Annotated in this window: 15 protein-coding genes; 6 read left to right on the forward strand and 9 right to left on the reverse strand. The window is 71.9% G+C overall.

Translation table 11 applies throughout. The annotated features are described in order from the left end of the window. Together ACIQI8_RS34045 and ACIQI8_RS34050 are read right to left on the reverse strand one after the other, a co-directional pair. Positions 1–694: copper homeostasis protein CutC (locus ACIQI8_RS34045; RefSeq protein ID WP_402359131.1), on the reverse strand; the 694-nt coding region annotated here is incomplete at its 3' end. A gap of 199 nt (positions 695–893) precedes the next feature. Then, positions 894–1,565 (reverse strand): maleylpyruvate isomerase family mycothiol-dependent enzyme, encoded by a 672-nt coding sequence (locus ACIQI8_RS34050; RefSeq protein WP_402359134.1) that lies wholly within the window; start codon positions 1,563–1,565, stop codon positions 894–896. 61 nt (positions 1,566–1,626) lie between these two features. Between ACIQI8_RS34050 and ACIQI8_RS34055 the strand changes: the two genes are divergently transcribed. Together ACIQI8_RS34055 and ACIQI8_RS34060 are read left to right on the forward strand one after the other, a co-directional pair. Continuing rightward, a complete protein-coding gene (locus ACIQI8_RS34055) occupies positions 1,627–2,283 on the forward strand; it encodes a hypothetical protein (protein WP_402359137.1) in 657 nt (218 codons plus the stop codon). A 10-nt stretch (positions 2,284–2,293) separates the two neighbouring features. Continuing rightward, complete coding sequence (locus ACIQI8_RS34060; protein WP_402359140.1) at positions 2,294–3,355, forward strand: GNAT family N-acetyltransferase; 1,062 nt, start codon at positions 2,294–2,296, stop codon at positions 3,353–3,355. Here ACIQI8_RS34060 and ACIQI8_RS34065 read toward each other — a convergent pair. Next, on the reverse strand, positions 3,352–3,633 hold the full coding sequence (locus tag ACIQI8_RS34065) for a DUF4031 domain-containing protein (protein WP_402359143.1): 282 nt from the start codon (positions 3,631–3,633) through the stop codon (positions 3,352–3,354). The two genes, ACIQI8_RS34060 and ACIQI8_RS34065, sit on opposite strands and share 4 nt — an antisense overlap. Positions 3,634–3,688: 55 nt before the next feature. Further along, the gene (locus ACIQI8_RS34070) at positions 3,689–4,087 is read right to left on the reverse strand and encodes a hypothetical protein (protein WP_402359145.1); all 399 of its coding nucleotides are present in this window, start codon (positions 4,085–4,087) and stop codon (positions 3,689–3,691) included. Between the two features lie 55 nt (positions 4,088–4,142). Between ACIQI8_RS34070 and ACIQI8_RS34075 the strand changes: the two genes are divergently transcribed. The 4 genes from ACIQI8_RS34075 (at position 4,143) to ACIQI8_RS34090 (ending at position 8,158) form a co-directional block, all read left to right on the forward strand. Next, positions 4,143–5,051, forward strand: a complete 909-nt coding sequence (locus ACIQI8_RS34075) for a MurR/RpiR family transcriptional regulator (protein ID WP_402359148.1) — start codon at positions 4,143–4,145, stop codon at positions 5,049–5,051. Between the two features lie 44 nt (positions 5,052–5,095). Beyond that, positions 5,096–6,031, forward strand: coding sequence for an N-acetylmuramic acid 6-phosphate etherase (gene murQ / locus ACIQI8_RS34080; protein ID WP_402359151.1), 936 nt, complete (start codon positions 5,096–5,098; stop codon positions 6,029–6,031). 16 nt (positions 6,032–6,047) lie between these two features. Then, positions 6,048–7,451: a PTS transporter subunit EIIC gene (locus ACIQI8_RS34085; protein ID WP_402359154.1), complete on the forward strand. Its 1,404-nt coding sequence runs from the start codon at positions 6,048–6,050 to the stop codon at positions 7,449–7,451. Positions 7,452–7,585: 134 nt separating this feature from the next. After that, on the forward strand, positions 7,586–8,158 hold the full coding sequence (locus ACIQI8_RS34090) for a hypothetical protein (protein WP_402359157.1): 573 nt from the start codon (positions 7,586–7,588) through the stop codon (positions 8,156–8,158). 10 nt (positions 8,159–8,168) lie between these two features. On the opposite strand, the gene ACIQI8_RS34095 is transcribed toward ACIQI8_RS34090, so the two are convergent. The 5 genes from ACIQI8_RS34095 to ACIQI8_RS34115 all read right to left on the reverse strand — a co-directional run bounded on the left by ACIQI8_RS34095 (position 8,169) and on the right by ACIQI8_RS34115 (position 14,157). Beyond that, positions 8,169–9,707 carry a carboxylesterase/lipase family protein gene (locus tag ACIQI8_RS34095; RefSeq protein WP_402359732.1) on the reverse strand — a complete coding sequence of 513 codons (1,539 nt, stop codon included), beginning with the start codon at positions 9,705–9,707 and terminating at the stop codon, positions 8,169–8,171. Between the two features lie 14 nt (positions 9,708–9,721). Further along, positions 9,722–10,627, reverse strand: coding sequence for a metallophosphoesterase family protein (locus tag ACIQI8_RS34100; protein ID WP_402359160.1), 906 nt, complete (start codon positions 10,625–10,627; stop codon positions 9,722–9,724). Between the two features lie 62 nt (positions 10,628–10,689). Beyond that, the gene (locus ACIQI8_RS34105; RefSeq protein WP_402359163.1) at positions 10,690–11,835 is read right to left on the reverse strand and encodes an NADH:flavin oxidoreductase; all 1,146 of its coding nucleotides are present in this window, start codon (positions 11,833–11,835) and stop codon (positions 10,690–10,692) included. Between the two features lie 200 nt (positions 11,836–12,035). Continuing rightward, positions 12,036–13,658: a chaperonin GroEL gene (gene groL, locus ACIQI8_RS34110; RefSeq protein WP_402359166.1), complete on the reverse strand. Its 1,623-nt coding sequence runs from the start codon at positions 13,656–13,658 to the stop codon at positions 12,036–12,038. 295 nt (positions 13,659–13,953) lie between these two features. After that, entirely contained in the window at positions 13,954–14,157 is a 204-nt protein-coding gene (locus ACIQI8_RS34115; protein ID WP_004986573.1) for a cold-shock protein, read from the reverse strand. Between the last annotated feature and the right edge of the window lie 116 nt (positions 14,158–14,273).

Genomic DNA, 14,273 nt, shown 5'->3' on the forward strand with positions numbered 1-14,273 from the left:
CGTCCAGTACCGCCCGCCACTCCGCGACCGCCGTCGTCGACACCGGCTCGTCCCAGCCGGTGGGGCGGGCCGCGCCGCCGATGTGGAAGGCGTCGAAGCCGGCGGCGAGCAGTGGGGGCACGTGGTCGAGGCGGAGGCCGCCGCCGACGAGGAGTTGGGGCTCGTACCCGGGCTCCCCGCGGTGCCTCGCCTCGGCGAGCAGCGTGGGCAGGCCCTCGTCGACCCCGGCGGCGGACCCCGCGGTGAGGTAGGTGTCGAGGCCGGGCAGGTCGGCGAGCTGCTTGCGCAGGGCGGCCCGGTCGGCCGCGTGGTCGATGGCCCGGTGGAACGTCCACCGGCACCCGTCCAGCTCCCCGGCCAGCCGCTCCACCACCCCGAGGTCCACCGCGCCCCCGGCGTCGAGGAAGCCGAGCACGAACTCCTCGGCGCCCGCGTCCCGCATCTCCAGGGCGATCCGGACCAGCCGCTCGACGTCCTCGGCGGGGCCGGCGGCGAAACCGTCGGTGAGTCGCAGCATCACGCGCAGATCGATGTCGACGGAGGCCCGGATCCCGGCGAAGGTCCGCACCGACGGGGTGAGCCCGTCGGCCGCCATGTCGGTGATCAGTTCGAGGCGGTCCGCGCCTCCGGCCTGGGCGGCGACCGCGTCCTCGACGTCGAGGGCGATCACCTCCAGGACTGCACGCGTGCTCATAGGACCCCTTCCGTCGTGTTCCCCTGGGAGCGGCTACAGGTCTAGTCCAATCTCAGGGTAGCCGGGCAGGCAGGGGACCGCGAGATCGCCCCGTCGCCCTCGTCACGCTTGTCACGTTCGTCACGTGAAGTCGTCGGGCCGAGCGCCTGAATCCGGTCACGGCAAGACCCGGACCGGTCAACGACAAGCCCCTGACCGCTCACCCGAAGATCGTCAGCTCCCCCTCCTCCGCGCCGGCCAGCTCGTACGACCCGCCCGCCGGCACCGGACGCCCCGCGTAGAGCCGTACGAGCGTGGCGGCCTCGCCGATGTAGCGCGCGGGTGGGCGCGGCGCGGTCACGGCGCCCAGGCGCAGCGGCTCGTCCACGTCGTCGAGGTCGGCGTGCAGCGGCAGGTGCTCCCGCTCCCGGGTGACGCGCACCAGCAGGGTGAGCGCGTCCGGCAGCCCGGCCCCGGCGTACGCCCCCGGCGCCCCGAGGACCTCGCGCACGTCACCGGCGTGCACCCACTCCCCCAGCGCGATCATGTCCAGCACCCCGCCGGCCTTGGCGATCACCGGCCCGGCCTCGGTCATCCCGCGCTCCAGTTCGTCGACGACCTGCGCGTTCGTCCACTCGGCCCGCTCGGCGATGTCCCGGTCGTTCGCCTCCGGGGAGAAGACACCCCGCTCGAACCGGCTCTCCACCACCCGCGTCAGCACGGCCGCACAGTGCGCGAGCACGTCCCGCACCGTCCACGCCGGACAGCCGACCGTGGGCAGCGCGAAGTCCGTGTCGGGCCGGACCCGCAGCAGCGGTACGAGGTGGTCGCGCTCGACGCCGAGCAGCCGGCCGGGGAGTTCGGGGTCCCGTTCCTGGTATGGATCAGTCATGGCACCCACGCTAGGGCGACCGCCGCTCCCAGGTCACCGGGACAACGGGGACAATGGCGCCATGGCCGACCTCGATGCCCTCCGTCTGCGCTGGTCCCGTGCCCTGGACGGCGCCCGTGCCGCGGGCCCCGACCCGCTTCCCTATGCCGACGACCTGCTGGCCCGCTGGCAGGAGCCGCAGCGCCGCTACCACACGCTCACGCACCTCACGGCGGTCCTGGACCGCATCGACGTACTGGCGGAGTACGCCGAGGACGCGGATCTCGTACGCCTGGCCGCCTGGTTCCACGACGCGGTCTACCTGCCCGACCGCTCGGAGAACGAGGAGCGGTCGGCGCGGCTCGCGGAGCGCGCGCTGGCCGAGGCCGGGGTGTCGCCGGACGGGACCGCCGAGGTGGCCCGGCTGGTCCGCCTGACCGTCACGCACGCCCCCGAGCCCGCCGACGCGAACGGCGCGGTCCTCTCCGACGCGGACCTCGCGATCCTGGCGGCGCCCCCGTCGGCGTACGCGGCCTACACGGCGGAGGTCCGCGAGGAGTACCACTTCGTGCCGAACGAGGCGTTCAGGGCGGGCCGTTCGGCGATCCTCCGCCAACTCCTCGATCTTCCCCAGCTGTTCCGCACCCCCTACGGCCTGCGCGAATGGGAGGCGACGGCCCGCTACAACCTCGCCGCCGAGCTGGAAATGCTGTCGACCGCGACGGATGCCGCCACCTAATCTGCGAACCATGCGTGAATGGGGCGTGGAACGGGTGGAAGAAGCCGTCGCCGGCTGTGCGGCGACGCTGCGGATGGCGCTGGACCGGGACTGGGAGTCGGTGCCGGCCGGTGGTCTCGAGTGGGACTGCCGGCACACGGCGTTCCACATCGCCGAGGATCTGATCGCGTACGCCGGCCAGTTGGCGGGACGCGCGCAGGACGCCTACGTGCCCTTCGAGCTGGTGCCGGAGGAGGACATCGACAACGCGGGCGTCGTGCAGGTCATCGAGACGACGGGCGCCCTGTTCGCCGCCACGCTCCGCACCACCCCGCGCGAGGTCCGCGCCTTCCATCCGTACCCCTTCCGCAGCGCCAACCGCGAGGGCTTCGCCGCGATGGGGATGGCGGAGGTGCTGGTGCACACGTACGACATCGCCGAGGGGCTCGGCCTGCCGTACCAACCTCCGGCCGCACTGGCCGAGTTCGTCGTGACGCGCATCTTCCCGCACGTCCAGCCCGACCCCGACCCGTGGCGCACGCTCCTGCACGCCACCGGCCGCATCGCCCTGCCCGGCCGTTCCCTGCGCACCGAATGGCGCTGGAACAACAACCTGGTCCTGCACTCCGACCGCCTCACCCTCGAAGGCGTCACCCCCGCGGCCGTCGCCGACCTGGCGGCGGGCGGCGACGGCGGCTTCAACTGGGTGGTGGGCGGCCCCTATTCGGGCACCCGCGAGGCGGCCGGGATGGTCCTCAAGGCCTACGAAGCCGGTGTGCACCGGCCCGAGTTCGGCCTCTTCGTCCTCGTCCGCGAGGACGGCCTCGCGGTCGGCGGCATGGGCTTCCACGGCGTCCCCGACGAGGACGGCCGCGCGGAGGTCGGCTACGACCTCGTCGAAGGCGCTCGCGGCCGCGGCTACGCGACCGAGGCCCTGCGCACCCTCTCCCAGTGGGCCCTGGCCCGGGACGACGTGAACGCCCTCCTCGCGACGATCGACGGGGACAATCTGGCATCGCAGGCGGTGGTCTCGCGAGTGGGGTACACACGCGTGAGCGCGGACGAGGAGGGGCTCGCCTTCGAACTGCGCTAGGGCCTGTCCGGCGGAGCCGTCCGCCCCTTCGGCCGCCGCAGCCCCGCCTCCGTCAGCAACCGCACCACTTCCCGGCTGCTGACCTCCACCGCGCCCGCCCCCACCGCGTCCCCGTACCGAGTCGACGGCAGGTCGTAGTGATCCCGCTCGAAGGCGCGCCTGGGCACGCCCAACGCGTCGGCGAACACGTGCAGTTCGTCGTACGAGACGTCGCTGACGAGGTGGGACCACATGCGGCCGTGGCCGGGCCAGGTCGGCGGGTCGATGTAGATCGTCACGGGTGCCTCACGCAGGCCGACACGGAAACCCTCACGCGGACCGTCCCGGGCGCCCTCATGACGACGGCATCCCACCGGTCGCCGGGCCCAGCGTGCCGACCGCCGCGACCTTCACGCCCGCCTGGTGGCAGACCCAGTGCGGGTCGGGGCCGAGTTCCGGCTCGACCTCCAGCGCGTGGGGGTCGCCCGCGCCGCACACCGGGCACAGGGGCCAGCGGCCGTACCGCTCCAGAAGCGCGTCCTGGACGTCCTGGGCGACCAGTCCGGCGACGTACTCGACGCCCTCCGGCCACTGCTCGACCCACCAGCGCCGCTGCACGACGGAGTCCTCGACCAGGGACACCACGTCCGCCTCGGCGACCGCGCCCGCGGCCAGATCGGCGAGCACGAGGGCGCGTGCCGCGTGCAACGCCTGCTCCAAGGGGTCGATCTCCGGCGGGTCGATGGGGTTCATGCCCCTATTGTGCGCACTCTTGACCGCGACACCGAGCCGAAAATATCTTTCATACGTGACCCAGGAAGTGAAGGAAATTTTCGCCGACCGTGCCGGGCCCGCTCCCGCCGCTCTCGCCGCCAAGGTCCGCACCCTCGCGCCCTCGATGACCCGCTCGATGCAGCGCGTCGCCGAGGCCGTCGCGAACGACCCCGCGGGCTGCGCGGCCCTGACGGTCACCGGCCTCGCCGAACTCACCGGCACCAGCGAGGCGACGGTCGTCCGCACCGCCCGCATCCTCGGCTACCCCGGCTACCGCGACCTGCGCCTCGCCCTCGCCGGCCTCGCCGCCCAGCAGCAGTCCGGGCGCGCGCCCGCCATCACGACCGACATCGCGGTGGACGACCCCATCGCCGACGTCGTGGCGAAGCTCGCCTACGACGAGCAGCAGACCCTCGCGGACACCGCTGCGGGGCTGGACACGGTGCAGTTGGGGGCCGCCGTCACCGCGGCCGCGGCGGCTCGGCGGATCGACGTGTACGGGATCGGTGCGTCCGGGCTCGTCGCCCAGGACCTCACGCAGAAGTTGCTGCGGATAGGGCTCATAGCCCACGCGCACAGTGATCCGCATCTTGCCGTCACCAACGCCGTGCAGCTTCGGGCCGGGGATGTGGCCATCGCGATCACGCATTCCGGGTCCACCGGGGATGTCATCGAGCCGTTGCGGGTCGCCTTCGAGCGGGGGGCCACGACGGTGGCGATCACCGGGCGGCCCAACGGGGCGGTCGCTCAGTACGCGGATCACGTGTTGACGACGTCCACTGCTCGGGAGAGTGAGTTGCGGCCCGCGGCGATGTCCTCCCGGACGAGTCAGCTGCTCGTCGTGGACTGTCTGTTCGTGGGGGTGGCACAGCGGACCTATGAGGCGGCGGCACCGGCGTTGGCCGCGTCGTACGAAGCGCTGGCTCATCGGCACCGTCGTTAGACCGCACCTTCTCCGTCACCGCACGATTGAAAGAGCCGCTCCTCATGACCTCCACCTCCAACCCCCGTGATCTCCGCGCCGCGTTGGAATCGCTGACCACCGAGGCGTTTCGGCCGGAGTTGGCCGATATCGACCGCCTCCCCACCCTCGACATCGCCCGGCTCATGAACGGTGAGGACACGACCGTTCCCGTCGCCGTCGCCCGGCGGCTTCCCGAGATCGCCGCCGCCATTGATGCCATCGCCGAACGGATGGCCGGCGGCGGGCGGCTCGTCTACGTCGGTGCCGGTACCGCCGGGCGGCTCGGGGTGCTCGACGCTTCCGAGTGTCCGCCCACCTTCAACACCGACCCGGACGAGGTCGTCGGGCTCATCGCCGGGGGCCCCGAGGCCATGGTGACGTCGGTGGAAGGGGCCGAGGACTCCGCCGAGTTCGCTCGGGCCGATCTCGATGCTCTCGGACTCGCCCCCGCCGACACCGTCGTCGGGATCTCCGCCTCCGGGCGGACCCCGTACGCCATCGCCGCCGTCGAACACGCCCGTGGGCTCGGTGCGTTGACCGTCGGGCTCTCCTGCAACGCGGGCAGTGCGCTCGGTACCGCCGCCGAGCACGGGATCGAGGTGGTCGTGGGGCCCGAGCTGGTCACCGGGTCGACCCGGCTCAAGGCGGGGACGGCCCAGAAGCTCGTGCTCAACATGCTCTCGACGATCACGATGATCCGGCTGGGCAAGACGTACGGGAACCTGATGGTCGACGTACGCGCCTCGAACGAGAAGCTGCGGGCCCGTTCCCGGCGGATCGTCGCCCTGGCCACCGGTGCCGGGGACGAGGAGATCGAGCGGGCGCTCGCGGCGACCGACGGTGAGGTGAAGAACGCGATCCTGACGCTCCTCGCCGGGGTCGACGGGCCGACGGCCGCCCGCCTTCTGGAGGAGTCCGGCGGACATCTGCGTGCCGCGCTGGCGGCGGCACCCCGCTGACCAGCACTCTCGGGGGATGCCTACCCCCCGGGATCTCGCCGCCGCGCTCCTCCCCCTCGTCGGAGGAGCGGCCAACGTCACCTCCGTCGCCCACTGCATGACCCGGCTGCGGCTGGGGCTCGCCGACCCTTCCCTCGTGGACGAGGAGGGGGTGCGGGCGGTGCCCGGGGTGCTCGGGGTCGTGGACGACGACACGTATCAGATCGTGCTGGGGCCCGGAGTGGTGGCCCGGGTGACGCCCGAGTTCGAGAAGCTGGTGGGCCTTGCCAGTGAACTGGCCGTGCGGGGCGCGGAGTTTCAGGAGGAGCGGCGCAGACGCAACTCGACCCCCGGCAGACTCCTGCTGCGCCGCGTCGCGAACATCTTCGTCCCCCTCATCCCCGCCCTGATCGGCTGCGGCATCCTCGCCGGGTTCAACGGACTGCTCCTCAACCTGGGTCTGCTGGAAGGGGTGACCCCGGCCCTGGCCGCCGTCGCCTCCGGGTTCATGGCGCTGATCGTCGTGTTCGTCGGCCACAACACCGCCAAGGAGTTCGGCGGTACGCCCGTGCTCGGCGGCGCCGTCGCCGCGATCGTCGTCTGTCCGGGCGTGGCCAAGGTGACCGCCTTCGGGGTCGCCCTCTCCCCCGGGCAGGGCGGTGTCCTCGGCGCGCTCGCCGCCGCGCTCCTCGCCACGTACATCGAGAAGTGGTGCCGGACCTGGGTGCCGGCCACCCTCGATGTGCTGGTCACCCCGACCCTGACCGTCCTGCTCGCCGGGCTGGCCACGCTCTACGGGCTGATGTACGCCGCCGGCGCGGTCTCATCCGCCATCGGCACGGGCGCGAATTGGCTGGTGGAGACGGCGGGACCGTTCGCGGGGCTGATCCTCGGCGGGCTGTTCCTGCCGCTGGTGATGCTGGGGCTGCACCAGGCGCTGATCCCCGTCCACACCACGCTCATCGAGCAGCAGGGCTACACCGTGCTGCTGCCGCTGCTGGCGATGGCGGGCGCGGGGCAGGTGGGTGCTGCGGTGGCCGTGTACGTCCGGATGCGGCACGACGTCTCCCTTCGTACGACCATCAAGTCCGCGCTGCCCGCCGGGCTGTTGGGGATCGGGGAGCCCCTCGTCTACGGCGTCTCGCTGCCCCTCGGGCGGCCGTTTCTCACCGCCTGCGCGGGCGGGGCGGCCGGGGGTGCCTTCGTCGGGTTCTTCGCGCTGCTCGGCGACCGGGTGGGAGCGACGGCGATCGGGCCGTCGGGCTGGGCCCTGTTCCCGCTGCTCGCGGGGAACAGGGGCCCGGCCCTGACGGTGGCCGTCTACGGCGGCGGGCTCGTGACCGGCTACCTGGTGGGCTTTCTCGCCACGTACGCGCTGTTCAGGCCCGCGGTCACGACGACGGACGGCGCCCCGACGGCCGGTGCGCAGACCCCCGTGTGACCAAGTCGTCCGCCTCGTCGCTGGGCGGCTCGGGCGGCACGAGTGCAACAGTGGTTGTCCGAGACCTCCGGTGAACCCGCCCGGTCCACGACAGCAGGTTGGCCTGAACCGTGCGCATTTGAAAGGCTCACACCGTGAACCACGCCCAGCTCACCGCCCTCGGTCGCGCCCTCCGGCTCCTCGGTGAGCACGGCGAGGCGCTGTCCACCGACACCCCGGACGCCAAGCTGCACGAGGCCAGGGCCGATCTGCGCCGGGCCCTGGACCTGCTGGACGAGAGCGTCACCGGCGCCGCCCCCGCCACCCGCTGCCCCGAGCATCCGAACGGCCCGGTCGACGAGAACGCCCACGACCTGTGCCTGCTCTGCGAGACCCGCCGCCGCTCCGCCCGCCGCGCCGAGTTCAACGGCCCCGCGATGCCGGCCAGGAGCGCCGACACCACCGCCTCCTCCCGCTACGGCGTCCGCTCCGACCGCCCGCAGCCCCAGGAGCGCTGGCTGCCGGAGCTGTGGAACGGGCAGGAGTGGCAGCTGTGCGGTACGCCACGGCGGGACCGGCACGAGGCCGAGCTGTATCTCACCGCCCAGCGCCGCGCCCCCCGGGCCGCGATGGCGTACCGGCTCGTGCACGAGTTCACCGACTACGAGGTGCTGCGGGTGTGGGGCACACCGGTGAAGGTCGACATCGAGCCGCTGGGCAACTTGTAGGCGCCGCCCGCTACTTGGGCAGCTCCAGCGTCCCGAACTCGTACCCCTCCCAGAGGCGGCGCGAGCTCTCCCCCGGGTACGGGACGACCTGCGGGTCCGCGTCCAGGACCTGGACCAGGCGCCGTTCTCCGTCGTACGCCGGCCAGCCCGGGTCGCCGCCTCGCGCGAACGCCGACCAGGAGGAGCGGAAGCGGGTGGACAGGGCCCGGGCCTCCGCGGGCACCTCCGCGCCCCCGAACAGCAGGATGCCGAGGTCCGCCGCGTACGTGCCGAACAGCAGCGGGATGTCCAGGGCGTGGCAGGCGCCGAAGATGCCGTCGGCGCCGGGGGCCGGCCAGGTCAGTTCGTAGACGTGGGCCCGGCCGCCGCCCTTGAGCTGGGCCTCGGCCAGGTGCAGGGTCGGCATGGCGAACAGCCAGTCCGTCCAGACCTGTTCGAAGAGTTCGACGGGTGTGGCGTCCGGGAAGGCGGCGCGGTAGGAGCGCTCGCCGTCCGGCCGGGGCGCGTAGGTCCGCAGGGCCCACTCGGCCTGCTTGTCGCCGACCTCGGCCGCGGTTCCGGACAGTTGGGCCAGGACCGCGAAGAGGCGGTACTCGTCGCGGTTGTGGCCGGTGAGGAGGTCCACGTCCCGGGCCGCGCCCGCCGCCAGGGCCTCCCAGGGGGTGACGGGGAGGACCTCGCCGTCGACGACCGGTGAGAAGGGGGTCGCCGTCGCCGCGACCTGGCCCCACCGCTCCCCGTACGCGCGCATCTTCTGGCCCAACGCCTCGCCGGGCACGGTGAGTTGGTGGGGGGCGAGGGTGGAGAGGTCGGCCGCCGTGGGGCGCAGGCCCGCCTCCTCGGCGATGGCCGCGGCGATGTCCCGGGCCAGTTCGTCGGAGAAGAACGTGCCGGGCACGCTCTGCGCGATCGCCCGCCCGAACAGGCCCCGCGCGCTCGGCATCGCGAGCAGCGAGGCCACCGACCCGGCCCCTGCCGACTCCCCGAAGACGGTGACCTGTTCGGGGTCCCCGCCGAACGCCGTGATGTTGTCCCGTACCCACTCCAGGGCCGCCACCTGGTCGAGCAGTCCGCGGTTGGCGGGCGCTCCCTCGATGCGGGCGAAACCCTCCACGCCCACGCGGTAGTTGAAGGTGACGACGACCACGTCGCCCTCGCGCGCGATGTGCTGGGCGTCGTAGCCAGGACTGCCCGCGTGGCCGAGCTTGTAGGCGCCGCCGTAGATCCAGACCATGACCGGGCGCCGGGCGGCCGGCTCCGGGTCCGGGGTCCAGACGTTGACCGTCAGCCAGTCGTCGCCCGTGGGGACGGCCGCCGGGCCCTTGAACCCCTGGATCCCCGACTCCTGCGGAGGCGGCGGCCCGAAGGCGTACGCCTCCCGGGTGCCGTCCCAGCTCCGGACGGGCCGCGGCGCCCCGAACCGGGCCTCCCCCACCGGGGGTTCGGCGAACGGAATACCGCGGAAGACGGTGAGCCCGTCCTCCCGCCGCCCACGCACCGCCCCGGCGGCGGTCCGCACGACAAGCCCCGCGGGCTCGCTGGTCGTCATCGACTGCTCCTCACTCATGAGTCGCGGGACTCCTCGGCCCCGACGTACCGCTCGATCAGCTCCCGCGTCCGCTCCCGGTCCAGTTCGTACACCGTCTCGTGGGCACGGGGGTCGCGGGCGTGGAAGGTGTGGAACATCGGGCCCGTCGCGCCGCCCAGCTCGACCAGCGAGGCGGACGCGCCGCGCACCGCGCGTTCCGTGCCGGAAGGTGTCGTCAGGTCGATGCGGTTGACCACGCCGGGGGTCACCCAGACCGGGACCCCGGCCAGCAGCCCGAAGAGCTGGAGATGGAAGTGTCCGGTGAGGACGACCCGGACGTCACTGCCGCGGATGACGTCCGCGAGGGCGTCCGGGTCGCGCAGCCCGAAGACGCGCTGCGTCTCGACGTCCAGGGCGAGGGGCGGATGGTGGAAGGCGAGGATCGTGCCGTGCGCGGGGTCGGCCGGGGTCGCCAACACCCCGCGCAGCCAGTCGAGTTGCTCGTCCCCCAGCCATCCGTGCACCTTGCCCGGCACCAACGAGTCCAAGGTCACGACCCGCCGGCCGGCCACCGTGCTCACGGCGGCCCGCTCGCCCCGCGCCGACCCGAGGACCGCCTCGGCCCGCTCGGTACCGTCGGCCGCCAGATGCCCGCTCCCCAGCACCTTGCCGAACGCCTCGCGCTCGTCGTGGTTCCCGGTCGTGAAGAACACCGGCGCGCCCCACCGCCGCGCGAACTCCGTGATCAGCTCACGGGCGGTCGTGTACGCCTCCACGGCTCCGTCATCGGCGATGTCACCGGTGACGAAGACCGCGTCGACGTCTCGCTGGTGGCGCAGCTCGCCGAGCATGAGACGGAGGGATTCGGTCGCGTTGACACCGTGCCGGTTGGGGGCGTCGGTGCGGTCCAGATGCGTGTCGGACAGATGGATGATCCGCATACGACGGAACGCTAGCCGAGCGCCCTCCCGCGGTCACCGCCCCGGATCCGGTCTCCGGTCGCTCAGCTCAGGGTCTTCAGGGCCGCCGCGTCGTACGGCTTGAGTTCGTCGAAGCGACCCGCGAGGACCTTCGCCGCCCACTCGGGGTCCTGGAGCAGGGCGCGGCCGACGGCGACCATGTCGTACTCCTCGCGCTCCAGGGCGTCCAGCAGGTCGTCGATGCCCTTGAGCGGGGCGCCCTCGCCCTTGAAGCCCTTGAGGAAGTCGCCGTCGAGGCCGACCGAGCCGACGGTGATGACGGGCTTGCCGGTGAGCTTCTTGGTCCAGCCGGCGAGGTTGAGGTCGGAGCCGTCGAACTCGGGGAGCCAGTAGCGGCGGGTGGAGGCGTGGAAGGCGTCGGCGCCGGCCGCCGCGAGGGGCGCCAGGATCGACTCCAGCTCCTCGGGGGTCTCGGCCAGGCGGGCCTTGTAGACGTCCTGCTTCCACTGCGAGTAGCGGAAGATGATCGGGAAGTCGGGGGACACGGCCTCGCGGACCGACCCCACGATCTCCGCCGCGAACTTGGTACGGGCGACCGGGTCACCGCCGTAGGAGTCGGTACGGCGGTTGGTGCCGGCCCACAGGAACTGGTCGAGCAGATAGCCGTGGGCGCCGTGCAGTTCGACCCCGTCGAAGCCGATCCGCTCGGCGGCGACCGCGGCCTCGACGAACGCGTCGATGACGTCGTCCAGGTCGTCCTGGGTCATCGCCTTGCCGGTGGGCTCGGTGGCGCCGATCCGCAGCCCCGAGGGGCCGACCGCGGGGGCGTCGGCGTACGGCGGCTGGCCCTGCTCGCGCACCATGCCGATGTGCCACAGCTGCGGCACGATCCGCCCGCCCGCCGCGTGCACCGCGTCGGCGACCTTCGCCCAGCCCGCCAGCTGCTCCTCGCCGTGGAACCGCGGGATGCGGTCGCTCTGCCCGGCCGACTCGTGTCCGACGTACGTGCCCTCGGTGACGACGAGACCGACGCCGGCCGCGGCGCGGCGCGCGTAGTACGACGCCACGTCCTCGCCGGGGATGCCGCCCGGGGAGAACTGGCGGGTCATCGGCGCCATCACGATGCGGTTGGGGACGGTCAGGCCGCCCAGGGCGATCGGCCGGGAGAGGATCTCGGCCGCGCGGGAGGCGGCGGACGTGGAGGCGGAGGCGGAGGCGGAGGCGGTCACGTGGGGGAACTCCTTGGGGTACCGGATGGTATGTGCGCGTGCATTGAACGTCGGTCAACGTTCAACGCCTGCGACGGCCATCGCATTCCGCCCCGCCGGCACCTCACATTGTGATCCCGGACACGCCGAAGGGCGGCACCCCCTGCCGGAGCAGGAAGTGCCGCCCTCCGTAAGGACGTTGATCAACCGGAACCGGTCGATCAGAAGTCCATGTCACCGCCCGGCATGCCGCCGCCGGCCGGCGCGGCGGCCTTCTCCGGCTTGTCGGCGATGACGGCCTCGGTGGTGAGGAACAGCGCGGCGATGGACGCGGCGTTCTGCAGAGCGGAACGCGTGACCTTCGCCGGGTCGATGATGCCCTCGGCGATCATGTCGACGTACTCGCCGGTGGCCGCGTTCAGACCCCAACCCACGGTCAGGTTGCGGACCTTCTCGACCACGACGCCGCCCTCGAGACCACCGTTGACGGCGATCTGCTTGAGCGGGGCCTCCAGGGCGAGCTTCACGGCGTTGGCGCCGGTCGCCTCGTCACCCGTCAGCTCCAGCTTCTCGAACACCGCGGAGGCCTGCAGCAGGGCCACGCCACCACCGGCGACGATGCCCTCCTCGACGGCCGCCTTGGCGTTGCGCACGGCGTCCTCGATGCGGTGCTTGCGCTCCTTGAGCTCGACCTCGGTCGCGGCACCGGCCTTGATGACGGCGACGCCACCGGCGAGCTTGGCCAGGCGCTCCTGGAGCTTCTCGCGGTCGTAGTCCGAGTCGCTGTTCTCGATCTCGGCGCGGATCTGGTTGACCCGGCCGCCCACCTGGTCCGAGGACCCGGCGCCGTCGACGATGGTGGTCTCGTCCTTGGTGATGACGACCTTGCGGGCACGGCCCAGGAGGTCCAGGGACGCGTTCTCCAGCTTGAGGCCGACCTCCTCGGAGATGACCTCGCCGCCCGTGAGGATGGCGATGTCGCCGAGCATGGCCTTGCGACGGTCACCGAAGCCCGGAGCCTTGACGGCGACGGACTTGAAGGTGCCACGGATCTTGTTGACGACCAGGGTCGACAGGGCCTCGCCCTCGACGTCCTCGGCGATGATCAGCAGCGGCTTGCCCGACTGCATGACCTTCTCCAGGAGCGGGAGCAGGTCCTTGACGGAACCGATCTTGGAGTTGGCGATCAGGATGTAGGGGTCGTCGAGCGACGCCTCCATCCGCTCCATGTCGGTGGCGAAGTACGCCGAGATGTAGCCCTTGTCGAAGCGCATACCCTCGGTGAGCTCCAGCTCCAGACCGAAGGTCTGGGACTCCTCGACGGTGATGACGCCTTCCTTGCCGACCTTGTCCATCGCCTCGGCGATGAGCTCGCCGATCTGGGTGTCGGCGGCGGAGATGGAGGCCGTGGAGGCGATCTGCTCCTTGGTCTCGACATCCTTGGCCTGCTCGAGGAGGGCACCGGAGACGGCCTCGACGGCCTTCTCGATACCGCGCTTGAGGGCCATCGGGTTGGCACCGGCGGCTACGTTGCGAAGGCCCTCACGGACCAGCGCCTGCGCCAGAACGGTCGCGGTGGTCGTACCGTCACCGGCGACGTCGTCCGTCTTCTTGGCGACTTCCTTGACCAGCTCGGCGCCGATCTTCTCGTACGGGTCCTCGAGCTCGATCTCCTTGGCGATGGAGACACCATCGTTGGTGATCGTGGGGGCGCCCCACTTCTTCTCGAGGACGACGTTGCGGCCCTTGGGGCCGAGCGTCACCTTCACGGCGTCCGCGAGCTGGTTCATGCCGCGCTCGAGGCCGCGCCGCGCCTCCTCGTCGAACGCGATGATCTTGGCCATGTGAAGTGGTCCCTCCAGGACTGGGGGTGATTCCTTCGGACCGCGCCCGCGCCCGCGACGGACGGCTCGCATGCCCTGTGGTTCCTTGCCCCACCCGGCCTGCGGGCCTCACCGACCCGGTCCTTCTTGTCACTCTCACCTTCAGAGTGCTAACGCCAATGATTAGCACTCGCCCCCTGCGAGTGCAAGCGGCTCTCGGGGATCGGCAGGCGGCCGGGGCGCCGTCGAGGGCACGCACAGACATGGCGAGGGGCCCGCACCCTGTCGGATGCGGACCCCTCGCCATGTGAAATGTTCAGGCGGTGACGCGAACCATGTCGGCCTGCGGGCCCTTCTGACCCTGCGAGATCTCGAACTCGACCCGCTGGCCCTCTTCCAGGGTGCGGTAGCCGTCCATCTGAATGGCGCTGTAATGGACGAAGACGTCCGCACCACCGTCGACCGCGATGAAGCCGTACCCCTTCTCCGCGTTGAACCACTTGACGGTGCCCTGAGCCATGCCTAACTCCCCTATTACTGGCCCTTGCACAGATCCACACTTCGTGGATCCGGGTCAGACCTCACCCCCCACGGATTGGGGGCGTGCGCCGGAACGCGTCGACCGCGGCCGAATGT

Source organism: Streptomyces sp. NPDC092369 (assembly GCF_044755245.1).
GTDB lineage: Bacteria > Actinomycetota > Actinomycetes > Streptomycetales > Streptomycetaceae > Streptomyces.

Excerpts from the sequence above, each read along its gene's own strand:
- ACIQI8_RS34100 (WP_402359160.1), bottom strand. The coding sequence starts at position 10,627 with ATGCGGATCATCCATCTGTCCGACACGCATCTGGACCGCACCGACGCC.
- ACIQI8_RS34115 (WP_004986573.1), bottom strand. The coding sequence starts at position 14,157 with ATGGCTCAGGGCACCGTCAAGTGGTTCAACGCGGAGAAGGGGTACGGC.
- ACIQI8_RS34070 (WP_402359145.1), bottom strand. The coding sequence starts at position 4,087 with ATGAACCCCATCGACCCGCCGGAGATCGACCCCTTGGAGCAGGCGTTG.
- ACIQI8_RS34095 (WP_402359732.1), bottom strand. The coding sequence starts at position 9,707 with ATGACGACCAGCGAGCCCGCGGGGCTTGTCGTGCGGACCGCCGCCGGG.
- murQ (WP_402359151.1), top strand. The coding sequence starts at position 5,096 with ATGACCTCCACCTCCAACCCCCGTGATCTCCGCGCCGCGTTGGAATCG.
- ACIQI8_RS34085 (WP_402359154.1), top strand. The coding sequence starts at position 6,048 with ATGCCTACCCCCCGGGATCTCGCCGCCGCGCTCCTCCCCCTCGTCGGA.
- groL (WP_402359166.1), bottom strand. The coding sequence starts at position 13,658 with ATGGCCAAGATCATCGCGTTCGACGAGGAGGCGCGGCGCGGCCTCGAG.
- ACIQI8_RS34050 (WP_402359134.1), bottom strand. The coding sequence starts at position 1,565 with ATGACTGATCCATACCAGGAACGGGACCCCGAACTCCCCGGCCGGCTG.
- ACIQI8_RS34055 (WP_402359137.1), top strand. The coding sequence starts at position 1,627 with ATGGCCGACCTCGATGCCCTCCGTCTGCGCTGGTCCCGTGCCCTGGAC.
- ACIQI8_RS34060 (WP_402359140.1), top strand. The coding sequence starts at position 2,294 with ATGCGTGAATGGGGCGTGGAACGGGTGGAAGAAGCCGTCGCCGGCTGT.